Source organism: Pseudomonas sp. RA_35y_Pfl2_P32, assembly GCF_963970735.1.
In the GTDB taxonomy this organism is placed as follows: domain Bacteria; phylum Pseudomonadota; class Gammaproteobacteria; order Pseudomonadales; family Pseudomonadaceae; genus Aquipseudomonas.
The window spans coordinates 59,565-81,102 of the sequence record NZ_CAXAQF010000017.1; the positions used below are offsets into that span (position 1 = coordinate 59,565).

Annotated in this window: 18 protein-coding genes; 15 read left to right on the forward strand and 3 right to left on the reverse strand. The window is 59.7% G+C overall.

The features are described from left to right. Positions 1-17 precede the first annotated feature (17 nt). The 5 genes from AACY45_RS18035 to arsJ all read left to right on the forward strand — a co-directional run bounded on the left by AACY45_RS18035 (position 18) and on the right by arsJ (position 4,598). Positions 18-488, forward strand: coding sequence for an arsenate reductase ArsC (locus AACY45_RS18035; RefSeq protein ID WP_339546703.1), 471 nt, complete (start codon positions 18-20; stop codon positions 486-488). A 17-nt stretch (positions 489-505) separates the two neighbouring features. Next, the gene (gene arsB, locus AACY45_RS18040; RefSeq protein ID WP_339546704.1) at positions 506-1,579 is read left to right on the forward strand and encodes an ACR3 family arsenite efflux transporter; all 1,074 of its coding nucleotides are present in this window, start codon (positions 506-508) and stop codon (positions 1,577-1,579) included. Then, entirely contained in the window at positions 1,572-2,288 is a 717-nt protein-coding gene (gene arsH / locus AACY45_RS18045) for an arsenical resistance protein ArsH (RefSeq protein ID WP_339546705.1), read from the forward strand. Before arsB ends, arsH begins: the two co-directional genes overlap by 8 nt. A gap of 75 nt (positions 2,289-2,363) precedes the next feature. Beyond that, positions 2,364-3,368 carry an ArsJ-associated glyceraldehyde-3-phosphate dehydrogenase gene (locus tag AACY45_RS18050; protein WP_339546706.1) on the forward strand — a complete coding sequence of 335 codons (1,005 nt, stop codon included), beginning with the start codon at positions 2,364-2,366 and terminating at the stop codon, positions 3,366-3,368. 9 nt (positions 3,369-3,377) lie between these two features. Then, entirely contained in the window at positions 3,378-4,598 is a 1,221-nt protein-coding gene (arsJ, locus tag AACY45_RS18055) for an organoarsenical effux MFS transporter ArsJ (protein WP_339546707.1), read from the forward strand. Between the two features lie 64 nt (positions 4,599-4,662). On the opposite strand, the gene AACY45_RS18060 is transcribed toward arsJ, so the two are convergent. From AACY45_RS18060 to AACY45_RS18070, 3 genes are all read right to left on the reverse strand, one after another. Further along, positions 4,663-5,727 (reverse strand): ArsO family NAD(P)H-dependent flavin-containing monooxygenase, encoded by a 1,065-nt coding sequence (locus tag AACY45_RS18060; RefSeq protein ID WP_339546708.1) that lies wholly within the window; start codon positions 5,725-5,727, stop codon positions 4,663-4,665. A gap of 229 nt (positions 5,728-5,956) precedes the next feature. Beyond that, complete coding sequence (locus tag AACY45_RS18065; protein WP_339546709.1) at positions 5,957-7,072, reverse strand: Gfo/Idh/MocA family protein; 1,116 nt, start codon at positions 7,070-7,072, stop codon at positions 5,957-5,959. Between the two features lie 150 nt (positions 7,073-7,222). Then, positions 7,223-8,143, reverse strand: a complete 921-nt coding sequence (locus AACY45_RS18070; protein WP_339546710.1) for a MurR/RpiR family transcriptional regulator — start codon at positions 8,141-8,143, stop codon at positions 7,223-7,225. A 313-nt stretch (positions 8,144-8,456) separates the two neighbouring features. Between AACY45_RS18070 and AACY45_RS18075 the strand changes: the two genes are divergently transcribed. The 10 genes from AACY45_RS18075 (at position 8,457) to AACY45_RS18120 (ending at position 21,490) form a co-directional block, all read left to right on the forward strand. Next, a complete protein-coding gene (locus AACY45_RS18075; RefSeq protein WP_339546711.1) occupies positions 8,457-10,394 on the forward strand; it encodes a bifunctional 5-dehydro-2-deoxygluconokinase/5-dehydro-2-deoxyphosphogluconate aldolase in 1,938 nt (645 codons plus the stop codon). Between the two features lie 96 nt (positions 10,395-10,490). Next, entirely contained in the window at positions 10,491-11,384 is an 894-nt protein-coding gene (iolE, locus tag AACY45_RS18080) for a myo-inosose-2 dehydratase (protein WP_339546712.1), read from the forward strand. Further along, positions 11,381-12,190 (forward strand): 5-deoxy-glucuronate isomerase, encoded by an 810-nt coding sequence (gene iolB, locus AACY45_RS18085; RefSeq protein ID WP_339546713.1) that lies wholly within the window; start codon positions 11,381-11,383, stop codon positions 12,188-12,190. The genes iolE and iolB overlap by 4 nt, the downstream gene beginning before the upstream one ends. A 30-nt stretch (positions 12,191-12,220) precedes the next feature. Next, positions 12,221-13,723 (forward strand): CoA-acylating methylmalonate-semialdehyde dehydrogenase, encoded by a 1,503-nt coding sequence (locus AACY45_RS18090; RefSeq protein WP_339546714.1) that lies wholly within the window; start codon positions 12,221-12,223, stop codon positions 13,721-13,723. 25 nt (positions 13,724-13,748) lie between these two features. Next, positions 13,749-14,570, forward strand: coding sequence for a TIM barrel protein (locus AACY45_RS18095; RefSeq protein WP_339546715.1), 822 nt, complete (start codon positions 13,749-13,751; stop codon positions 14,568-14,570). A gap of 77 nt (positions 14,571-14,647) precedes the next feature. Next, the gene (gene iolD, locus AACY45_RS18100; protein WP_339546716.1) at positions 14,648-16,579 is read left to right on the forward strand and encodes a 3D-(3,5/4)-trihydroxycyclohexane-1,2-dione acylhydrolase (decyclizing); all 1,932 of its coding nucleotides are present in this window, start codon (positions 14,648-14,650) and stop codon (positions 16,577-16,579) included. 42 nt (positions 16,580-16,621) lie between these two features. Continuing rightward, entirely contained in the window at positions 16,622-17,647 is a 1,026-nt protein-coding gene (locus tag AACY45_RS18105) for a Gfo/Idh/MocA family protein (RefSeq protein ID WP_339546717.1), read from the forward strand. A gap of 71 nt (positions 17,648-17,718) precedes the next feature. Further along, a complete protein-coding gene (locus AACY45_RS18110; RefSeq protein WP_339546718.1) occupies positions 17,719-18,771 on the forward strand; it encodes a Gfo/Idh/MocA family protein in 1,053 nt (350 codons plus the stop codon). A 156-nt stretch (positions 18,772-18,927) separates the two neighbouring features. Beyond that, positions 18,928-19,854, forward strand: coding sequence for a sugar ABC transporter substrate-binding protein (locus AACY45_RS18115; protein WP_339546719.1), 927 nt, complete (start codon positions 18,928-18,930; stop codon positions 19,852-19,854). A gap of 70 nt (positions 19,855-19,924) precedes the next feature. Next, positions 19,925-21,490, forward strand: a complete 1,566-nt coding sequence (locus AACY45_RS18120) for a sugar ABC transporter ATP-binding protein (protein WP_339546720.1) — start codon at positions 19,925-19,927, stop codon at positions 21,488-21,490. Positions 21,491-21,538: the final 48 nt, after the last annotated feature.

Below are 21,538 nucleotides of genomic sequence, written 5' to 3' on the forward strand. Positions count from 1 at the left end.
GACTACGAGACCGCTCGATGAAAATCCTGTTCCTCTGCACTGCCAACAGCTGCCGCAGCATCCTCTGTGAAGCGATCTTCAATCACTTGGCACCGCAAGGCATGAAAGCCTACAGCGCGGGCAGTCAACCCAAAGGCGAAGTGCATCCGCTGAGCCTAAAAACATTGGGGAATGCTGGTATTTCGACGCTCGGTCTGTTCAGTAAGTCCAGCGATGTCCATGTGAACTTGGCACCTGACTTCGTTATCACGGTGTGCGACAAGGCAGCTGGTGAAGCCTGTCCGGTATTTTTCGGACCGGCCACCAAAGCCCACTGGGGGCTGGCTGATCCTTCGGAGTACCACGGCACGCAAGACGAGATCGAGGCGGCTTTTGAAGCCACCGTGGAGCAGATCAAAACCCGTATTGAAGCCTTCCTGGCTTTACCGCTGTCCCAACTGAGTGCCGAGCAGCTCAAGGCTGAGCTGGCCCTGATTGGCACGCTGTAACCACAGGAGCAACGATCATGAGTAAAAGCCGCCTTTCCTTCCTGGACCGATACCTGACGCTGTGGATTTTTCTCGCCATGGCCCTGGGAATCGGTTTGGGGAGCCTGTTCGAAGGCTGGCCGCAGTGGCTCAACAGTCTTTCTGTGGGCACCACCAACATCCCCATCGCGATCGGCTTGATCGTGATGATGTATCCGCCTCTGGCCAAGGTGCGTTATGAGGAACTGCCCGAAGTCTTCAAGGACAAGCGCATCCTCGTGTTGTCTCTGGTCCAGAATTGGGTCATCGGACCGGTACTGATGTTCGCGCTGGCGATCATCTTCCTGCGCGACCATCCGGAGTACATGACCGGGCTGATCTTGATCGGCTTGGCTCGTTGCATCGCGATGGTACTGGTCTGGAACCAGATTGCGGGTGGCAACAACCAATACGTCGCCGGACTGGTGGCGTTCAACAGCATCTTCCAGATCCTGTTTTTCAGTCTCTATGCCTGGGTCTTTCTGGGGCTGTTGCCGCCGTTGTTCGGGCTGGAAGGCAGTGTGATCGAAACCAACTTCTTCAGCATTGCCGAGTCGGTCCTGATCTACCTGGGTGTGCCGTTCCTCGCGGGATTCCTGACCCGCAAGATCCTCATTGCTCGTAAGGGCGAAGCCTGGTTTGAGGAGCGCTTCCTTCCCAAGATCAGCCCGCTGACGCTGGTGGCACTGCTGTTGACCATCGTGGCCATGTTCAGCCTCAAGGGCGACGTGGTGCTGCAATTGCCATTGGATGTATTGCGTATTGCGATCCCCCTGGCGATCTATTTCGTGGTGATGTTCTTCATAAGCTTCTGGATGGGCAAGCTGCTCAAGGCTGATTACCCACGCACCACGGCACTGGCTTTCACCGCCGCGAGCAACAACTTCGAACTGGCGATTGCCGTGGCCATTGCCACCTTCGGCCTGGCTTCCCCGGTCGCCTTCGCTACGGTGATTGGCCCGTTGGTGGAAGTGCCGGTACTGATTGCTCTGGTCGGCGTGGCCCTCTGGTTGAAACGCCGCTGGTTCGATGAACCCAAGAGCGCCATTGCGCAGGACAAAGACTATGTTTGATGACCCTATCCCCCAACTCAATACCGAACTGATTGATCTCCCATCGGCAGACAAACTCGGTATCGAAAAGACCTCCATTCACAAGCCGCGCATTTTGCTGCTGTACGGATCGACCCGCGAGCGCTCCTTCAGTCGGCTGATGGTAGAGGAGGCCGCTCGACTGCTGGAGCACTTCGGTGCTGAGGCGCGGATCTTCAATCCGTCAGGTTTACCGCTGCCGGATGACGCACCCGACGATCATCCGCGGGTGAAGGAACTGCGTGATCTGGTGCTGTGGTCCGAGGGGCAGGTCTGGTGCTCTCCAGAGCGTCACGGAAACATGAGCGCAGTGTTTAAAGCGCAGATTGATTGGGTGCCACTGGCGATGGGTGCGGTCCGCCCGACCCAGGGCAAAACCCTCGCCGTCATGCAGGTGTGCGGTGGCTCGCAGTCGTTTAACGTGGTCAATCAACTGCGAGTGCTGGGACGTTGGATGCGCATGTTCACCATCCCCAACCAATCCTCCGTGCCGAAGGCCTATATGGAATTCGACGACAACGGCCGGATGAAACCTTCCCCGTTCTACGACCGTGTCGTGGATGTGATGGAAGAGTTGGTGAAATTCACGCTGCTGCTTCGTGACCGTCAGGATTATCTGGTAGATCGTTATTCCGAGCGCAAAGAGTCAGCGCAAGCACTCATGAAGCGTGTCAATCAGCGCGCCATCTGAGGATTTTTCACCGTGCTACAACACCCTTGTTCCGTACAGCCCCTGGCACTGACAACAGAGACAGAGCACAACAACATGACTATCAAAGTTGGCATCAATGGTTTCGGTCGGATCGGTCGCCTCGCGCTGCGAGCAGCCTGGAGCTGGCCAGAGTTCGAGTTCGTGCAGATCAACGATCCAGCAGGTGATGCGGCGACGCATGCGCACCTGATCAACTTCGACTCGGTGCATGGCCGTTGGCACAACGACGCCGGCGCAGAAGGTGATCATGTAGTGATTGGCGGCAAGCGCATCAAGGTCACCGCGAACAAAGCGATTGCCGACACCGACTGGTCGGGCTGCGATCTGGTGATCGAGGCCAGCGGCAAGATGAAAACCGTGGCGGTGTTGCAGGCCTACCTAGATCAGGGCGTTAAGCGTGTAGTGGTCTGTGCGCCGGTCAAGGAGCAGGGCGCCTTGAACGTGGTGATGGGCGTTAACCAGCACCTGTTCGACCCGGCGCAGCACCGTATCGTCACCGCCGCCTCCTGCACCACCAATTGCCTGGCCCCTGTCGTCAAAGTGATCCACGAAAAGCTGGGCATTCGCCACGGTTCGATCACCACCATCCACGACCTGACCAACACCCAGAGCATTCTCGATCAGCCGCACAAGGATCTGCGTCGTGCGCGTGCTTGCGGCATGAGTTTGATTCCCACCAGCACCGGCTCGGCCACCGCGATTGCGGAAATATTCCCAGAGCTGCGCGGACGCCTCAATGGTCACGCCGTGCGCGTGCCGTTGGCCAACGCTTCGCTGACGGACTGTGTGTTTGAAGTCGAGCGCGCCACCACGGTCGAAGAGGTGAATCAGTTCCTCAAGGACGCCTCCGAGAACGAGCTGAAAGACATCCTGGGTTTCGAGACGCGTCCACTGGTGTCCATCGACTACCGTACCGACCCGCGCTCATCGATCATCGATGCGTTATCGACCATGGTCATCCATGGCACTCAGGTCAAACTTTACGCCTGGTACGACAATGAGTGGGGCTATGCCAACCGCACCGTCGAGCTGGCCAAAATGGTCGGTCTGGCAGACTGAGGAGCGGTCATGAAAGCGTTGTCAGCCCTCGCGCCAGACGTGCGGCAGTACTTGCTCGTGACGGGCAATTACTGGGCCTTCACCCTCACCGACGGCGCTTTGCGCCTGTTGGTGGTGCTGCACTTTCACGCGTTGGGCTACAGCCCACTGCAAATCGCGGCGTTGTTTCTGTTCTACGAACTCTTTGGCGTGATCACTAACCTGGTGGGTGGCTACCTCGGCGCCCGGCTGGGTCTGAACCGAACCATGAACATCGGTCTGGGCCTGCAGGTCGCGGCGCTGCTGATGCTGACCGTTCCTGTGGCTTGGCTGACCATCCCTTGGGTGATGGGGGCACAGGCTCTGTCGGGAGTCGCCAAAGACCTGAACAAGATGAGCGCCAAAAGCGCCATCAAACTGCTGGTTCCGGATGGTCAGCAGGGCAAGCTCTACCAGTGGGTGGCGATCCTCACCGGCTCGAAGAACGCGCTCAAGGGGGTCGGCTTCTTTCTTGGCGGCGCCTTGTTGGCCTTGATCGGCTTCCAAGGCGCCTTGCTGGCCATGGCGGCTGTCCTGGCGCTGATCTGGATCAGCAGCCTGATCCTGTTGAAGAAGGACCTGGGCAAGGCCAACGCCAAACCGAAGTTTCGCGACATCCTGTCCAAGAGCCGGGCGATCAATATCCTCTCGGCGGCGCGCATGTTTCTGTTCGGCGCCCGCGATGTGTGGTTTGTGGTGGCCTTGCCGGTGTACTTGAGTAGTGTGTTCGGCTGGGACTTCTGGAAAGTGGGTGGCTTCCTGGCGGCCTGGGTGATTGGCTACGGCATCGTGCAGTCCTTCGCGCCCAACATCACTGGAAAGAAACGAGGACAGGTACCGGATGGTCGTGCGGCGTTTCTGTGGGCACTTGCACTGGCGGGCCTGCCCGCGGCAATCGCGCTTGGTCTGAACACCGGGCTGTCGCAACAGGTGGTGCTACTCGGCGGACTGATGGTTTTTGGTGCGTTGTTCGCAGTGAATTCGTCGCTGCACAGCTACTTGATCGTGTCGTACGCCAAGGAAGATGGCGTGTCGCTGGATGTGGGCTTTTATTACATGTCCAACGCCATGGGGCGACTGATAGGCACGGTGCTGTCCGGCTGGGTTTATCAGGTGTATGGGCTGCAAGCATGCTTGTGGATATCGAGCATATTCGTGGTGCTCGCGGCCCTGATTTCCATCGCCTTGCCCAGGCATGCCGAGGCGCTATGAAACCGTCGTCAGTGCCTAAACGCGTGCATCGCCAGAGTCGAGCTTTACGCTTGTGCGCAGGATGTCAGGCAACAAACGCCACAATCTCATTGACTGTGCTCCGTGCAGTTCGTGTCACACCGATCAATGTGGCGGACGCTGAACCTGTCCACTCGCCGTAACCGACCAGCCACAGCCTTGGCTCTTGGGTGGAGTGCGTGCCCTCGACCTCGACGCGGCCCTCGGAGTTGACCACTCCTAGTGAATCCAGAGGCTCAAGGGCGGGCCGAAATCCGGTGCACCAAATCACTGCGTCCACCGCAGACTCGGAACCATCGACCCACACAACCCCATTAGGCGTAAAACTTTCGAAAGGTCGTACCGACTTGAGCACGTTGCGCTCGCGGGCTTCGACAACGGGCGCAACCATGACGATATCGCCCAGCCCACCCACCGGCTGCTCAATGACACGCCCCTCCAGCTGGGCTTTCCAACGCTCGGTTGCACGCTCGAACAGTACCCGTCCATCCACATCGTCAGGCAAGAATATCGGTTCAACGGGGGTGACCCACGTGGTCTCGGCGACCTTTGATACTTCGGCCAGAATCTGTGCCCCTGAATTACCTCCGCCTACCACAAGCACCTTCTTGCCCGCGAATGCCTGTGCTTCAACATAGTCAGCAGAATGCAACTGCAGACCGGCGAATAGCTCGGCATTGGGGTAGTGAGGGACGTAGGGATTGCTCCAGGTACCTGTCGCGCTGACAACAACCTTGGCCTCCCAATGCTGGTCGTCAGAACGTACACGCAGGCCAGATGCCGTTCGCTCAACAGAGGTGACCCGAACCGGGCGCTCGATCGGGAACTGGTAGCGCTGTTCGTATTGGCTGAGGTATTCGATCACATGATTTCGTGAAGGATAGCCATCTTGCGTGGGGGGCATCATCCAGCCGGGTATCGAACTCCAGGTGGCGGGCGAGAATAGACGCAGCGAGTTCCAGCCATGTCGCCAGGCACCACCGGGTTCTTCCTCTGAGTCCAGGATGACGAACGAAAGAGCTGTACGGCGCAGGAAATACGCTACCGCCAAGGCGGATTGCCCTCCGCCGATAATGACTACGTCCAGTTGAGCGTTGAGCGAATCAGTCATCGGACGAACCTTGGGTCGATGCAAGAGGGTCGAGTATAGCGATTTAATGTTGACGCCAACTGATCCAGCTCATGAGGGCCAGCTTCTGAAGTCAGCAGCCTGGGTTAAAACCGCCCAGCACCAACCGTCACAACAATAAACAGCAAGCGCGCTGGGCAGCGTTCCGATAGACCGATCAACACCGAGGCAACGTCGACCTACCGACCATTGGCGGCAGCCTTGACCGCGATCAGACCTCGCTGATATTGACCCAGCGCTGTTCCCGTGCCGCCAATCGAATGGCTGTCGCCAGTCGCTCCACTTCCAGGGCCTGCTCGAAATCGGTGCCGGCGTGTCCGTGCCCGGTCAAGGCCATGATCAGCTCATGCACTTCCAGCGTCTTCAACTCGTTGTAGCCCAGTTGATGCCCTGGTGCTGGGCTGAACGCTGCATAGCCGGGCAGGTTCGGCCCGGCCAGTAAACGCTGGAAGCCGTCCTGGCCGACACGGCACAGGCGCAACTCATTCAAGCGCTCCTGATCGAATGACAGGGTCCCTTGGGTGCCACTGATCTCGAAACTCAGGTGATTCTTGTAGCCGTGCTTGAGCCAGCTGCTGCTGAAAGTGCCACGTGCGCCGCTGGCAAAGCGCAGTAACGCATGGGCCTGATCGTCGACGGCAATGGTGCGTTGTTCCTGGCTACCGGCGGTGGCCGGGCGCTGGCGGTGTACGGTCTGGGTATCGGCACATACCGCTTCGACATTGCCGAGCAGATAGCGCGCCATGCCCAGCAAGTGGCTGCCCAGGTCCGCCAGTGCGCCACCGGCATGTTCGGCCTCACAGCGCCACGACCAGGGGGATGTTGGATCGGCCATGAAATCTTCGCTGAATTCGCCTTCAAAGCTGATGATCTCACCGAGTCTGCCGCTTTGAATCAACTCCCGCGCCAGGCCGATGATCGGGTTGTGCTGGTAGTTGTAGCCAACACGGGTGACCACGCCCGCACTCTTGGCTGCCAGGTGCATGGCATTGGCCTGTTCAAGGTTCACCGCCAGCGGTTTTTCGCAGTACACCGGTTTGCCAGCGGCAAGCGCGGCCATGGCCATCGGGTAATGCAGGTGGTTGGGGGTGGTGATGGCGATCAGGTTGACCTTGGAATCGTCGATCAATTGCTGCCAGTCGCCATAGGCCTGCTCAAAGCCCCAGGCAGTGGCGCATGCCTGGGCGCGACCGGGATCGGCGTCGGCCAGGGCGGCCAGGCGAAGCGTGAAGGGCAGTTCGAATGCTGCGCTGACGTTGCGAAAGGCCAGGGCATGGGCACGCCCCATGAAACCCGTGCCGATCAGTCCGATTCCGAGTTCGCGCATGACAGGATCCTTTGGTTTTGTTTTTAGGAAACCTGTATATAGAATAAATATTCGCTTTAATCAATTTTAGAATAAATATTTAAATGTGGCCGCTGAGCGCTCGCGTGGACGTTCTTCGCTGCGTGTGGCGCCGTACTGCCAGTGTCTGGGTCAGTCTTCGAACCCGACCTGCTCGTGAATCTCATCGACTTTCAACTCCAGTCGATAAGCCACGGCGATAAACAACGCCTGACACAGGCACAAGGTCGCACTCAACGAGCGGAAGGCAAACGAGCTGCCTTCGTTGACCAGCAGCACCGTATTGGCGCGCTTGGCCAAAGGCGAAAGGTTACTGTCGGTGATGATCAGGGTTTTCGCCTGATGATGCTGGGCAATGCGCAGGCAGTGCTGGGTTTCCTTGCCGTACGGCGTGAAGCTGATGGCGATCACCAGGTCATTGGCGCGCACGCTGCGCATCTGCTCGCGGTAGCTGCCGCCGAGCCCCGAGACCAGGTGGATACGTTTGTTGGTGTGTTGCAGGTTGTAGACCAGGTAGTCGGCCACTGCGAACGAACGGCGCACACCGACGACATAGATATTGTCGGCATTCACCACCAGGTCCACGGCCTTGTCGAAGGCCTGGTCATCGAGTTCCAGGCCCAGTCGTTCGATGCCCGACAGGGTTGCGTTGATGCACTCGCGCGCCAGGTCGCCGCCGCTGGCCTTCTGCGACTTGTTGGCGATCATGCTGCGAATGCGCTGCTGGTAGTTTTGCACCGGCGTGGTCTTGTGGGTATACGCCTCGCGGAAAAGTGCCTGCATTTCGCTGAAGCCAGTGAAGCCAAAACGCTGGGAAAACCGCACGATGGCCGACGGATGCACCTCGCACTCGCGAGCGATGTCACTGATGCGGTCGACCATGATCCGATCGCTTTGCTGGCTCATGTAACTGGCGATGCGTTTGAGCTGGCGCGGCAGACTTTCGTATTCATGGGTGATCAGCTGCAGCAGACGCTCGGCGTTGATCGGGGGGCTGACAAGATCGCTCTCGGGCGTGCTCTCGGTCATGGCCGGCTGATCGGTGCGGGACATTGGGGAATCCTTCTGGCTTGTTCTGACAGGGACGATTTTTCACTTCGCCCCCTAACAATAGGTTGGCTGTGCGCAGTCTACAGGGTCGGCCTGAATAAAATCTTGAACCGTGTAGCGGTGCGATGCTTGCTGGAGCGCTGGACTGAGTCTGGAGCGCCTGCACCAAAGCATATTGGAAAAATTATTCCACGAGAAAAATAATTGGAATAATTATTGATTGTTCGGTCCCGGTCGTTTTAGTCTGCATCCCACCAAGAGTGTTCGGCGCCTTCATGGCCTCGAACGCAGGCTGATAAAAATAACAGGAGCCAGCATGGGCCAGACTCGTTTTGCCAGTGGGCGTCAATTGGATCTGATTTGCCTCGGGCGCCTTGGCGTCGACCTCTATGCACAGCAAGTCGGGGCGCGGCTGGAGGATGTGAGCAGCTTCGCCAAATACCTGGGCGGTTCGTCCGCCAACATCGCGTTCGGCACCGCCCGGTTGGGGCTCAAGTCGTCGATGCTGAGCCGGGTAGGGGACGACCACATGGGCCGCTTCCTCGTGGAATCCCTGGCCCGTGAAGGCTGTGATGTCAGGGGCATCAAGGTCGATCCTGAGCGCCTGACCGCCATGGTGCTGCTGGGCCTCAAGGACCGCGAAACCTTTCCCTTGGTCTTCTACCGCGAAAACTGCGCCGACATGGCATTACGGGCCGACGACATCAGCGAAGCGTTTATTGCCTCCAGCAAAGCCTTGTTGATCACTGGAACGCATTTCTCTACCGATGGCGTGTACAAGGCGAGCATCCAGGCACTGGACTATGCCGAGAAACACAATGTCAGACGGGTGCTGGACATCGACTACCGCCCGGTGCTCTGGGGGTTGGCCGGCAAGGCGGACGGTGAAACCCGTTTCGTTGCCAACCAGGACGTCAGCCAGCATGTGCAGAAACTCCTTTCGCGTTTCGACCTGATCGTCGGTACTGAAGAAGAGTTTCTGATTGCCGGTGGCGCCGAGGATTTGCTCACCGCGCTACGTAACGTCCGGCGGCTCAGTACTGCAACGCTGGTGGTCAAGCTCGGCCCGCAAGGTTGCACGGTGATTCACGGCGTGATTCCGGCGCGACTTGAAGACGGTGCGATTTATCCGGGCGTGCGCGTGGAAGTGCTCAATGTCTTGGGTGCCGGCGATGCTTTTATGTCGGGCTTCCTCAGTGGTTGGTTGGAGGACGCCAGCGATGAGCGTTGCTGCCAGTTGGCCAATGCCTGCGGCGCCCTGGTGGTGTCGCGCCATGCCTGCGCCCCGGCGATGCCGACCCGCGCCGAACTGGATTACCTGTTCAACAGCCCGGTGCCGATTACCCGTCCGGACCAGGACGCGGTGTTGCAGCGCCTGCATCAAGTCAGTGTGCCGCGCAAACAGTGGAGGCAACTGTTCATCTTTGCCTTCGACCATCGCTGGCAACTGGTGGAACTGGCGCAAAAGGGCGGCCGTGACCTCAACGCCATCCGCGAACTCAAGCAACTGTTTATCCAGGCCGTGGAGCGGGTCGAAGCCGATTTGCGCGAGCAGGGCATCGACGCCGATGTCGGGCTGCTGGCCGATCAACGTTTCGGCCAGGACTCACTGAACGCCGGCACGGGTCGCGGCTGGTGGGTGGCCAGGCCAGTGGAAGTCCAGGGTTCGCGGCCATTGGCCTTCGAACACGGCCGCTCCATCGGCAGCAACCTGATGGCTTGGCCAAAGGAACAGATCATCAAGTGCCTGGTGCAGTTTCATCCCGATGACGAGCCTCTGCTGCGCCTGGAACAGGAAGCGCAGATCAAGAGTGTGTATCAGGCGTCCCAGGTCAGCGGTCATGAACTGTTGCTGGAAATCATCCCGCCCAAGGATCACCCCTCGGCCCATCCGGACGTTCTGTATCGCGCCCTCAAACGTCTCTACAACCTGGGCATCTACCCGGCGTGGTGGAAGATCGAAGCGCAAAGCGCCGAGCAGTGGCAGCAACTCGACGAACTGATCCAGGAACGCGACCCGTACTGCCGAGGGGTGGTGCTGCTGGGCTTGAATGCTCCGGCGTCCGCATTGGCCGAAGGCTTTAAACAGGCCAGCAAGAGCCAGACCTGCCGCGGGTTCGCCGTGGGGCGAACGATTTTCCAGGAGCCGAGCCGTGCATGGTTGGCCGGGGAAATCGACGATGAGGCGCTGATTGAGCAGGTGCAAGGCACCTTTGTCGAACTGATCGATGCCTGGCGTGCGTCCCGCACCTGACGAAACACCACTACACCCCTGTGGAGCCGGCAAGCCTGCTCCACAGGGTTTTGTGCCGCTCTTACCGGTAATGTAAAAAAAATAAAAGGTGCAGCCATGCCCGCAATTCGAATTGGCATCAACCCGATCTCCTGGAGCAACGACGACCTGCCGTCCCTCGGTGGCGAGACGCCATTGAGCACCGCCCTGAGCGAAGGAAAGGAAATCGGTTACGAAGGGTTTGAACTCAACGGCAAATTCCCCAAGGACGCCAAGGGCGTCGGCGACGTGTTGCGACCTTATGACCTGGCGCTGGTCTCTGGCTGGTACTCCAGTCGCCTGGCTCGCCGCTCGGTGGCTGAGGAAATCGACGCCATCGCAAGCCATGTCGAACTGCTGGCCAAGAACGGCGCCAAGGTGCTGGTTTACGGAGAAGTGGCTGACTCGATCCAGGGCCAATGCATTCCACTGATCGAACGCCCGCGCTTTCACACCGAACAGGCCTGGCAGGAATACGCCGACAAGCTCACCGAACTGGCGCGTTTCACCCTGTCCCAGGGCGTGCGTCTGGCCTATCACCACCACATGGGCGCTTACATCGAATCCCCGGCGGACATCGACAAGCTGATGGCGTTGACCGGCAGCGAAGTCGGCCTGCTGTTCGATTCGGGTCATTGCTACATGGGCGGCGGTGACCCCTTGCAGGTGCTGCGCAAGCACATCGAACGCATCTGCCACGTGCATTTCAAGGACGTGCGCAAACCGGTGGTGCAACTGGCGCGCAACAACCTGTGGAGCTTCCCGGACTGCATCATCAATGGCACCTTCACCGTGCCCGGCGATGGCGATATCGACTTCAGCGCCCTGCTCGACGTGCTGTTGGCCGCCGACTACCACGGCTGGCTGGTGGTCGAAGCCGAGCAGGACCCGGCGGTGGCGCCAAGTTATGTCTACGCGAAAAAAGGCTACGACACCTTGCGTGCGTTGCTCGACGAGAGGACCGCGTCATGAGCCTGCTGGTCAAAAGCAACGCCTGTGGCCGCACCATGGTCGAGCTGGGCAACGGCGAGCTGGAATACGTTGGCTTCGCCGCCTACCGCTTGAGCCTGGGCGAAACACTGCCGGTCTCGGCGGGTGATAAAGAACTGTGCCTGGTGCTGCTCAGCGGCCGGGTCAGCCTCAAGGGCGAAGCGCCGGGGCAGGGCGCGTTCGACTGGGACAACATTGGCGATCGGCAGTCGGTGTTCGAAGACAAATCTCCGTTCGCCGCGTACTTGCCGCCTGGCAGTCAAGCCCAGGTGGTCGCCCTGAGTGAGGTACAAATTGCCGTGTGCGCTGCGCCTGGTTCGCCCAGCGAATCGTTCGGCCCACGCCTGATCACCCCCGACACGATGAAGCGCAGTGTGCGCGGCAAGGGCGCCAACACCCGTTACGTCTGCGACATCCTGCCGGACACCGAGCCTGCCCATTCACTGCTGGTGGTCGAAGTGCGCACGCCGTCCGGACACTCCTCCAGCTATCCACCGCACAAGCACGACACGGACGACCTGCCACACCAGAGCTTTCTCGAAGAAACCTATTACCACCAGATCAACCCGCCCCAGGGCTTCGTATTCCAGCGGGTGTACACCGACGATCGCAGCATCGATCAGGCCATGGCCGTGGAAAACAGCGACCTGGTGGTCGTGCCCAAGGGGTACCACCCGGTCAGTGTGCCGTACGGCTACGAGTCGTATTACCTGAACGTGATGGCTGGCCCGAAACGCGTCTGGCAGTTCCATAACGATCCGCAGCACAGCTGGCTGCTGGATCTCTGAATTCCACTCTCTGCACGGAGAACAATAACGATGAGCGACGCCCAGGTTGTAGGCCATTACATAGACGGTCAGGTGCAAGACAGCGGCAGTGAGCGGTTCAGCAATGTCTTTAACCCGGCGACCGGCTGCGTGCAGGCACGGGTCGGGCTGGCCAGCGAGAAGACAGTCGACGAGGCTGTGGCATCGGCCCTCAAAGCCTTCCCGGCCTGGTCCGAGCAATCGTCCCTACGGCGTTCGCGGGTGATGTTCAAATTCAAGGAGTTACTCGACCGCCATCACGATGAACTGGCACGAATCATCAGCCGCGAACACGGCAAGGTGTTCTCCGACGCCAAGGGCGAAGTCACCCGAGGCATCGAAATCGTCGAATACGCCTGCGGCGCGCCGAACCTGTTGAAAACCGAATTCAGCGACAACATCGGCGGCGGTATCGACAACTGGAACCTGCGCCAGCCACTCGGCGTGTGCGCCGGGGTTACGCCGTTCAACTTTCCTGTGATGGTGCCGCTGTGGATGATCCCGCTGGCGCTGGTCACCGGTAACTGCTTCATCCTCAAGCCGTCCGAACGCGATCCGTCCGCCAGTTTGCTGATGGCTCGCCTGCTGACCGAAGCCGGCTTGCCGGACGGTGTGTTCAACGTGGTCCAGGGTGACAAGACAGCGGTCGACGCCTTGCTGCAACACCCGGACATCGAGGCGATTTCCTTTGTCGGTTCGACGCCGATTGCCGAGTACATCCACCAGCAGGCCACCTCGCGCGGCAAGCGGGTTCAGGCCCTGGGCGGGGCGAAGAACCACATGATCGTCATGCCCGATGCCGATCTGGATCAAGCGGCAGATGCCCTGATTGGCGCCGCCTACGGCTCGGCTGGCGAGCGTTGCATGGCAATCTCGATTGCCGTGGCGGTCGGTGACGTCGGTGATCAACTGATTGCCAAACTGCTGCCGCGCATTGATCAACTGAAAGTCGGAAACGGCCTGCAGGACGACACCGACATGGGGCCGTTGGTCACTGCGCAGCACAAGGCCAAGGTTGAAGGCTTTATCGACGAAGGCGTCATGCAGGGCGCACAGCTGATTGTCGACGGTCGCAATTTCAAGGTGCCGGGGGCCGAGAATGGCTTCTTTGTCGGCGCGACACTGTTCGATAACGTCACGACGCAGATGAGCATTTATCAGCAGGAAATCTTCGGCCCGGTGCTGGGTATCGTCCGTGTTCCGGACTTCGCCAGCGCCGTTGCGTTGATCAACGCCCATGAGTTCGGCAACGGTGTGTCGTGTTTCACCCGCGACGGTGGGATTGCCCGTGCCTTCGCCCGCAGCATCAAGGTCGGCATGGTCGGTATCAACGTGCCAATTCCGGTGCCCATGGCCTGGCATTCGTTCGGTGGCTGGAAACGCTCGCTGTTCGGCGACCACCATGCCTACGGCGAAGAAGGTCTGCGCTTCTACAGCCGCTACAAAAGCGTGATGCAGCGCTGGCCCGACAGCATCGCCAAAGGCCCCGAATTCAGCATGCCGACCGCTAAATAATGCACCTGTGTGGAGAACAACAATAATGAGCATGCCCCTGCGTTTCGCCTTGAACCGTATGGTCGCCCCACATTTGTCCTTGCCCGCGTTCATTGAATTGGCGGTTTCCCTCAAGGCCGACGCCATCGAGATCCGCAACGACCTCAACGGTGTCGAGATCGAAGACGGCAGCGCACCCGAACGCGTGCGTGAGTTGTGTGCGGCCAACGGCATCAGCGTGCTGTCGATCAACGCGCTGTATCCGTTTGATGTGTGGAATGACGAGCGTCGGGAGCACGCCTTGCAGCTCACTGCCTATGCCCGGGATTGCGGTGCCCAAGGGCTGGTCATGTGTCCATTGAACGACTGTGCCGATCCGCGTACCGAAGCCGAACGCGCTTCAGGCCTGCGCACGGCGTTGAGTCAGCTGGCGCCGATTCTGCGCGATCACGGGGTTCTCGGCTTCATCGAACCGCTGGGTTTCGAAGCATGCTCGCTGCGCCATAAGCGCACGGCGGTGGAGGCAATCAAGTCCATCGGCGGGCTGGATGTGTTCCGGTTGGTCCACGACACCTTTCACCATCACCTGGCCGGCGAGCATGAGTGCTTCCCGGCGCTGACCGGGCTGGTGCACATCTCTGGGGTCGAGGATGCCGAAGCGCCGTTGGCGACCCTGCGCGACGGCCATCGGGTGCTGGTGGGCGAAGGCGACATTCTCGGCAATGCAGCGCAGATCGACACTTTGCTCAGTAGCGGCTACAGCGGCTACCTGTCGTTCGAGCCGTTTGCCGACAGTATTCATGGCCTGACGGATATCCGGCAGGCGATCGGCGCGAGCATGGACCATCTGCACAAATCCCTGGCCTGAGGCCAACACAAATCAAAAATGTGGGAGCTAGCCTGCTCGCTCCCACAAGGGTTTCTTCGTGTAGTGAAGGATCAGATATGACCACAACAAGACTGACCATGGCCCAGGCCCTGGTGAAATTCCTCGACAACCAGTACATCGAAGTCGACGGTGTCCAGAGCAAATTCGTCGCCGGTGTCTTTACCATTTTCGGCCATGGCAATGTGCTGGGGCTGGGGCAGGCGCTGGAACAAGACAGTGGCGACCTGATCGTCCATCAGGGCCGCAACGAGCAAGGCATGGCTCACGCCGCCATCGGTTTCGCCAAGCAGCATCTGCGGCGCAGGATCTACGCCTGTACTTCATCGGTGGGGCCAGGCGCGGCAAACATGCTGACCGCTGCCGCCACCGCGACAGCCAACCGCATTCCATTGCTGCTATTGCCCGGTGATGTCTATGCCTGCCGCCAGCCCGACCCGGTGCTGCAACAGATCGAGCAGTTCCACGACCTGAGCATCAGCACCAACGATGCGTTCAAGGCGGTCAGCAAGTACTGGGACCGCATCAACCGTCCCGAGCAGTTGATGACAGCGGCGATCCACGCCATGCGTGTGCTCACTGATCCTGCGCAAACCGGCGCCGTGACCCTGGCCTTGCCGCAAGACGTACAGGCCGAGGCTTACGATTATCCCGATGACTTCCTGCAAAAACGCGTGCACCGCATTGAGCGTCGCCCAGCCACCGAAGCCATGCTCGGCGATGCACTGGCGCTGTTCAAAGGCAAGCGTAAACCGTTGATCATTTGCGGGGGCGGGGTTCGTTATTCCGGTGCCAACGCCGCGTTGCAGGCATTTGCCGAGCGCTTCGACATTCCTTTCGCCGAAACCCAGGCCGGCAAGAGCGCGGTGGTGTCCAGCCATCCGCTGAACGTCGGAGGCATCGGAGAAACCGGTTGCCTGGCGGCGAACCTGCTGGCCAGGGACGCTGATCTGATCATTGGCATCGGCACCCGCTACAGCGACTTCACCACCGCGTCGAAGTCGTTGTTTCAGCACCCGCAGGTGCAGTTTCTCAACCTCAATATCTGCCCCTGCGACGCCCTGAAACTCGATGGCGTGCAATTGCTGGCGGACGCCAGAACCAGTTTGTTGGCGTTGGCCCAAGCGCTGGGTGAATATCGCTCGAGTTGGGGCGATCAACCCCGTCAGGTCAAGGCGCAACTGGATGAGGAAATCGATCGCCTCAATCAGGTGCAATACCAGTCCAAGGATTTCGTCCCGGAAATCAACGACCACATGGACCCGGCGGTACTGCGCGAATTCATCGAGCTGACCGGCTCCTGCCTGACCCAGAGCCGTGTGCTCGGCGTGCTCAACGAAACCCTGGCGGACGACGCAGTGATCGTCGCCGCCGCCGGTAGCCTGCCTGGCGACTTGCAGCGCAGTTGGCGCAGCAAGGGCGTGAACACCTACCACGTCGAGTACGGCTATTCCTGCATGGGTTACGAGGTGAATGCTGCGTTGGGTGTGAAACTCGCCGAGCCTGATCGTGAGGTCTATGCGCTGGTGGGCGACGGCTCTTACATGATGCTGCACTCGGAGCTGGCGACCTCGATTCAGGAGCGGCGCAAGATCAACGTGGTGTTGCTGGACAACATGACCTTTGGCTGCATCAACAACCTGCAGATGGGGCATGGCATGGACAGCTTCGGCACCGAATTCCGCTTCCGCAACCCGCAATCCGGCAAGCTCGATGGTGGCTTTGTGCCGGTGGATTTCGCCATGAGCGCGGCGGCCTATGGCTGCAAGACTTACACCGTGAACACCGTTGAAGCGCTGAAAACTGCACTGGCGGATGCGCGCTTGCAGACGGTTTCGACGCTGATCGATATCAAGGTCCTGCCCAAGACCATGATTCACGGCTATCTGTCCTGGTGGCGGGTCGGCGTGGCGCAGGTTTCCACCAGCGCCCGTACCGATGCGGTGGCCAAGACCCTGAACGAACGGCTGGCCAAGGTCCGTCAATACTGATTGCCCCTGAAACCCACACCACATTTTCGAAGGAGAATCTCCATGTCATTGCTCTCGAATTCACTGCGCATTGGCGTCATCGGCACCGGGGCTATCGGTCAGGACCATATCCGGCGTTGCAGTCAGACCTTGCTCAACAGTCAGGTCGTGGCGGTCACCGACATCAATTTGCCGCAAGCGGCCAAGGTCGTTTCCGATCTGAAGCTGACCGCCGAGGTCTATCCCGACGGCCATGCCCTGATCAAGGCGCCGGAAGTCGAGGCGATCCTCGTGACCTCCTGGGGCCCGAGCCACGAAGAGTTCGTGCTGGCAGCGATTGCCGCCGGTAAGCCAGTGTTCTGTGAGAAGCCGCTGGCCGTCACAGCCCAAGGCTGCCGCAAGATCGTCGAGGCTGAAGTGGCTCACGGCAAGCGGCGGGTACAGGTCGGATTCATGCGTCCATACGACGAAGGGTATCGAGCGCTGAAATCAGTGATCGACAGCGGCCAGATCGGCGAGCCACTGATGTTGCATTGCGCCCACCGCAACCCGACCGTGGGCGAGAACTACAAGACTGACATGGCGATCACCGACACCCTGATCCATGAGCTGGATGTGCTGCGCTGGTTGCTCGACGACGACTACGTGTCAGTACAGGTGGTATTCCCGCGCAAGACCAGCAAGGCCCACGCCCATTTGAAAGACCCGCAGATCGTGCTGCTGGAAACCGCCAAAGGCACACGCATTGATGTGGAAGTATTCGTCAACTGCCAGTACGGCTACGACATCCAGTGTGAAGTGGTGGGGGAGAGCGGCATCGCCAAACTGCCGGAACCGTCCCAAGTGCAGTTGCGCAGCGGGGCCAAGCTGTCCAATGCGATTCTGATGGACTGGAAAGACCGGTTCATCGCCGCTTACGACGTTGAGTTGCAGGCGTTCATCGATGGCGTGCGCGTCGGGCAGGTCGGTGGGCCTTCGGCGTGGGATGGCTTCGCCGCGGCGGTGGCGGCGGATGCGTGCATCGAGGCGCAGAACAGCGGGCAGATCGTAAACGTCACCCTCCCGGACCGCCCCCATTTCTACGGTTAACCCCCCACGAAGGTGAGCGCGGCAGGCTGGCTCCCACAGGGGTTGCGCTCATTTACAAGGAGAACATTTTCATGCGCATCGGACTTGTCGGATACGGCCATGGCGGCCGGTTTTTCCATGCTCCACTGATCAGCAGTTTGCCGGGTGCAACCTTCGTCGGCGTGGTAACCCGCTCAACGCAACGGCGCCAGTTGCTGGAGACCGAACACCCCGGCGTGCCGGCCTTCGACAGCATCAGTCAACTGGTCGAAATCGGGGTCGATGTGCTGGTCGTGTCCACACCGCTCAAAGGCCGCCCGGCACTGGTACTCGACGCCATCGAACACAACGTGGCGGTGGTCAGCGACAAGCCGTTCGCCGCTGATGCGCAACAGGCGCAAACCCTGATCACCATGGCCGAGCGGCAAGGCGTGCAACTGAGCGTCTACCAGAATCGGCGCTGGGACTCGGACTTTCTGACCGTGCGCAAACTCATGGATTCCGGTGCGCTGGGCCAAGTCACCCGTTTTGAATCGCGGATAGAGCGTTACTCGCCGCAGTCGGTGAACAACGGCAGCGGTGGTGGTTTGTTGCGTGATCTGGGCAGTCATCTGGTGGATCAGGCGCTGCTGCTGTTCGGCCCCGTCACCCAGGTTTATGCCGAGCTGGATTATCTGGAGAAGGACCAGACGTTCGATAACGGCTTCTTTATGTCCCTGACTCACGCTAGCGGTGTGATCTCGCACCTGGGCGGCAGTTGCTTGCAAAACACCCCCGGCCCGCGCTTTCGCGTGACCGGCACTCAGGGCTGCTACAGCGTCGACGGTCTGGATGGGCAGGAGGCGTCGGCCCTTGCCGGGCTCACGCCCAAATCCGAAGGCGAGCGCTGGGGCGTGGAGGAGCACCGGCGCTGGGGCTGGTTCGAACAGGGCGAAGTGCGCGAAAGGGTTCCCTCCGAACGTGGTTGCTGGAATCAGTTCTATTTACAACTGCAAGCCGCATTGCAGAGCGGTGGCCCACTGCCTGTGGACGCCCGCGATGCACTGGCGACCACCCGTGTGCTAGACGCTGCGCGGCTGAGTTTCGAGCGCCATCAGGTGGTGCAATTGAGCCCCTTCGAGCGTCATCGGGCAAAATTAGAATAAAATTCTTAAATGAGTTGATATGGAAAATATTTTCCAATAAAGTCATTTCCAGCGAACTGCCTCGCACCCGGCTCCAACTCTTTTCCCGCTTGCCCGCTTACTGAAATCGTCACGCCTTATCCATAAAACCAACAAGAATGTGGAGAAAGACCTTTCATGAAGACCAAGATCCGTTTCGCCTCACTTGCCTTGTCGCTGATGTTCGCCAGCGGCGCTGCACTTGCCGACATGAAGATCGGTGTCAGCATGTCGCAGTTCGATGACACCTGGCTGACCTATCTGCGTGAATCCATGGACGCAAAAGCCAAATCCTATCCCGATGACGTCAAGCTGCAGTTCGAAGACGCGCGCAGCGACGTGGTCAGGCAGTTGAGCCAGGTAGAAAGCTTCATCAGTCAGAAGGTCGATGCCATCGTGGTCAACCCGGTGGATACCGCCGCCACCAAAAAAATCACTGAAGCTGCGGTGAAAGCCGGCATTCCGCTGGTCTATGTCAACCGCCGTCCCGATGACCTGAACCTGCCCCAAGGGGTGGTCACTGTCGCCTCCAACGATCTGGAGGCCGGGCAGATGCAGATGCAATACCTGGCCGACAAATTGGGCGGCAAGGGTGACATCGTGATTCTGCTGGGCGACCTGGCGAACAACTCCACCACCAACCGTACCAAGGGGGTCAAAGAGGTGTTGGCCAAGTACCCGAACATCAAGATCGAGCAAGAGCAAACCGGCATCTGGTTGCGGGACAAGGGCATGACCCTGGTCAATGACTGGCTGACCCAGGGCCGCAAGTTCGACGCGGTCGTCTCCAACAACGACGAGATGGCCATTGGTGCCGCGATGGCCCTGCAACAGGCCGGAGTTGAAAAGGGCAGCATCCTGATTGCCGGTGTCGACGGTACGCCTGACGGTTTGAACGCCGTGAAGAAGGGCTCTCTGGTCGTGTCGGTGTTTCAGGACGCCAAGGGGCAGGCAGACGGGTCGATCGAGACGGCCGTGAAAATGGCCAAAAACGAGCCGGTAGAGCCGGCCGTATGGGTGCCGTATCGCCTGATCACCCTGCAGAACGTTGACCAGTTCAAATAGTCCGTCCGTTCAATAACAACAATAAGCACGCAAGGTGGCAACCGCGACCTTGCTGATGGAGTACCTGATCATGTTCGCTTCAGCGACTGCTTCGAGCACCCCGTTGCCGGGTGTCCAGCCAACCGCAATACCGGTCGATGAGCCGTACCTGTTGGAGATCGTCAACGTCAGCAAGGGTTTTCCCGGGGTGGTGGCCTTGTCCGACGTCCAGTTGCGGGTACGCCCCGGTTCCGTGTTGGCCCTGATGGGCGAGAACGGCGCGGGCAAATCGACCTTGATGAAAATCATCGCCGGCATCTACCAGCCAGACGCCGGCGAACTGCGCCTGCGGGGCAAGCCGGTGGTCTTCGAAACGCCCCTGGCGGCACTGCAGGCCGGGATTGCGATGATCCATCAGGAGCTCAATCTGATGCCGCACATGAGCATCGCCGAGAACATCTGGATCGGCCGTGAGCAGCTCAACGGTTTCCACATGATCGACCACCGGGAAATGCACCGTTGCACGGCGAAGCTGCTGGAGCGCCTGCGCATCAACCTTGATCCGGAAGAACAGGTCGGCAACCTGAGCATCGCCGAACGGCAGATGGTCGAGATCGCCAAGGCGGTGTCCTACGATTCCGACATCCTGATCATGGACGAACCGACTTCGGCCATCACCGACAAGGAAGTCGCCCACCTGTTTTCGATCATTGCCGACCTCAAGAGCCAGGGCAAAGGCATCATCTATATCACCCACAAAATGAATGAAGTGTTCAGCATCGCCGACGAAGTGGCCGTGTTTCGCGACGGCACCTACATCGGCCTGCAGCGGGCCGACAGCATGGACGGCGACAGCCTGATTTCGATGATGGTCGGGCGTGAACTGGGCCAGTTGTTCCCGGTGCGCGAAAAGCCGATTGGCAATCTGTTGTTGTCGGTGCGCGACCTCAAGCTCGATGGCGTTTTCAAGGAGGTGTCCTTCGATCTGCATGCCGGTGAGATCCTCGGCATTGCCGGGCTGATGGGCTCGGGGCGGACCAACGTCGCCGAGGCGATCTTTGGCATCACCCCAAGCGACGGTGGCGAGATTCGCCTCGACGGGGAAGTGGTGCGCATTACCGATCCGCACATGGCCATCGAGAAGGGCTTCGCCCTGCTGACCGAGGATCGCAAGCTCAGCGGCCTGTTCCCGTGCCTGTCAGTCCTGGAAAACATGGAAATGGCGGTGTTGCCGCACTTCGCCGGCCACGGTTTTATCCAGCAAAAAGCCCTGCGCGCCCTGTGCGAAGACATGTGCAAGAAGCTGCGGGTGAAGACCCCGTCGCTCGAGCAATGCATTGACACCTTGTCCGGCGGTAATCAGCAGAAGGCCTTGCTGGCGCGCTGGCTGATGACCAATCCACGAGTCCTGATTCTCGACGAGCCGACCCGCGGCATCGATGTCGGCGCCAAGGCCGAGATCTACCGGCATATCTCCTACCTTGCCAGCGAAGGCATGGCGGTGATCATGATTTCCTCGGAGCTGCCGGAAGTGCTCGGCATGAGCGATCGGGTCATGGTTATGCACGAGGGCGACCTGATGGGCACTCTCGAGCGCAGCGAAGCGACTCAGGAGCGAGTGATGCAACTGGCCTCGGGCATGTCCGCGGTTCACTAATGGGCCGGCGCTGGCTCGGCCAGCGTCGACGACGCGATAGAAGGGTGA